Raw genomic sequence first — 2,353 nt, 5'->3', positions numbered from 1 at the left:
GCTCGCCACTACTTGCGGAATCTCTGTTGATTTCTCTTCCTCGCCCTACTTAGATGTTTCAGTTCAGGCGGTTCCCCACCTACGCCTATTTGATTCAACGCAGGCTGACAGAGTATTGCTCTGCCGGGTTTCCCCATTCGGAAATCTGCGGGTCAAAGCTTATGTGCAGCTCACCGCAGCTTATCGCAGCTTGTCACGTCCTTCTTCGGCTCCTGATGCCAAGGCATTCCCCTTGCGCTCTTATTAGCTTGACCTTAGTAGAACAGTCTCATTTCTGAGCTGTTCTCTATTCGATCATGAATTATGCAGGCATCACAGAAGTTTGCAATTGGCTACATTGTTTCTACCCATTCACTAGAACAGCTATCGCCATTCTATCTTTAAGTTCCACAACATTGCTGTTTGCCCTCTGTTGCTTGCTCTTGTACTTTCATTCTGCATTGTTCAGTTTTCAAGGTGCTGACTTCCAGCCTCTTTCAAGGCCAGATTGAAATACCTGATTCCTCAGATACTTCAATCCAGTATTGAATTGGTGGAGATAGTCGGGCTCGAACCGACGACCCCCTGCTTGCAAAGCAGGTGCTCTCCCAGCTGAGCTATACCCCCATCGAGAGAGTTGTGGTGGGCCCAAGTGGACTCGAACCACCGACCTCACGATTATCAGTCGTGCGCTCTAGCCAGCTGAGCTATGGGCCCATCTGTTTGCGTATACCCTCTAAATTAAACAACGTGAAAGCTTATTCACCCCAGAAAGCTGACCTTAGGACGTTACAACAGAACTTGTTCTGTTGAAGTCTCCTTAGAAAGGAGGTGATCCAGCCGCACCTTCCGATACGGCTACCTTGTTACGACTTCACCCCAATTATCGAACCCACCTTCGGCCGCGCCCCCATTGCTGTTAGGCTACGGACTTCGGGTGTTCCCGACTCTCATGGTGTGACGGGCGGTGTGTACAAGGCCCGGGAACGTATTCACCGCGGCATGCTGATCCGCGATTACTAGCGATTCCAACTTCATACAGGCGGGTTTCAGCCTGCAATCCGAACTGGGATGGCTTTTAGGGATTTGCTCCACCTCGCGGTATTGCTTCCCTCTGTTAACCACCATTGTAGTACGTGTGTGGCCCAGGACATAAGGGGCATGATGATTTGACGTCGTCCCCACCTTCCTCCGTTTTGTCAACGGCAGTCTCGCTAGAGTGCTCTTGCGTAGCAACTAACAATAAGGGTTGCGCTCGTTGCGGGACTTAACCCAACATCTCACGACACGAGCTGACGACAACCATGCACCACCTGTCTCCACTTTCCCCGAAGGGCACCTAATGCATCTCTGCTTCGTTAGTGGGATGTCAAGCCCTGGTAAGGTTCTTCGCGTTGCTTCGAATTAAACCACATACTCCACCGCTTGTGCGGGCCCCCGTCAATTCCTTTGAGTTTCAACCTTGCGATCGTACTCCCCAGGTGGGATACTTATTGTGTTAACTGCGGCACGGAGGGGGTCAGACCCCCCACACCTAGTATCCATCGTTTACGGCGTGGACTACCAGGGTATCTAATCCTGTTTGCTCCCCACGCTTTCGCGCCTCAGCGTCAGTTACTGTCCAGCAATCCGCCTTCGCCACTGGTGTTCCTCCGTATATCTACGCATTTCACCGCTACACACGGAATTCCGATTGCCTCTCCAGCACTCAAGAACTACAGTTTCAAACGCAGGCTATGGGTTGAGCCCATAGTTTTCACGTCTGACTTGCAATCCCGCCTACACGCCCTTTACACCCAGTAAATCCGGATAACGCTCGCCACCTACGTATTACCGCGGCTGCTGGCACGTAGTTAGCCGTGGCTTATTCCTCAGGTACCGTCATTTGTTTCGTCCCCGAGAAAAGAAGTTTACAACCCGAAAGCCTTCTTCCTTCACGCGGCGTTGCTGGGTCAGGCTTGCGCCCATTGCCCAATATTCCCCACTGCTGCCTCCCGTAGGAGTCTGGGCCGTGTCTCAGTCCCAATGTGGCCGGTCAACCTCTCAGTCCGGCTACTGATCGTCGCCTTGGTGGGCCGTTACCCCGCCAACTAGCTAATCAGACGCGAGGCCATCTCAGAGCGATAAATCTTTGACAGTCAGAGCCATGCGACCCAACTGTATCATGCGGTATTAGCAGGCCTTTCGGTCTGTTATTCCCCACTCCGAGGCAGGTTCCTCACGCGTTACTCACCCGTCCGCCACTAAGTAACTCAATCCATTGGACGAATCCTCTGTCATGAGCACTCCGTTCGACTTGCATGTGTTAAGCACGCCGCCAGCGTTCATCCTGAGCCAGGATCAAACTCTCAATAAAATGGTATCTAAAGAACTC

2 tRNA genes and 2 rRNA genes are annotated in these 2,353 nt (G+C 52.1%); all 4 read right to left on the bottom strand.

From position 1 onward, the window contains the following. Positions 1 to 254 (bottom strand): 23S ribosomal RNA (locus tag B5F88_RS19160); the annotation flags it as partial. A 276-nt stretch (positions 255 to 530) separates the two neighbouring features. Continuing rightward, positions 531 to 606 (bottom strand) — tRNA-Ala (locus tag B5F88_RS19155). A gap of 13 nt (positions 607 to 619) precedes the next feature. Beyond that, positions 620 to 696, bottom strand: a tRNA-Ile gene (locus B5F88_RS19150). A gap of 107 nt (positions 697 to 803) precedes the next feature. Then, a 16S ribosomal RNA gene (locus tag B5F88_RS19145) occupies positions 804 to 2,335 on the bottom strand. Positions 2,336 to 2,353: the final 18 nt, after the last annotated feature.

The organism is Flavonifractor sp. An306 (genome assembly GCF_002159455.1).
Classification (GTDB): Bacteria; Bacillota; Clostridia; order Oscillospirales; family Oscillospiraceae; genus Flavonifractor.
Note: the sequence above shows the minus strand (reverse complement) of the source record. Positions and strands in the feature narration are given on the sequence as shown.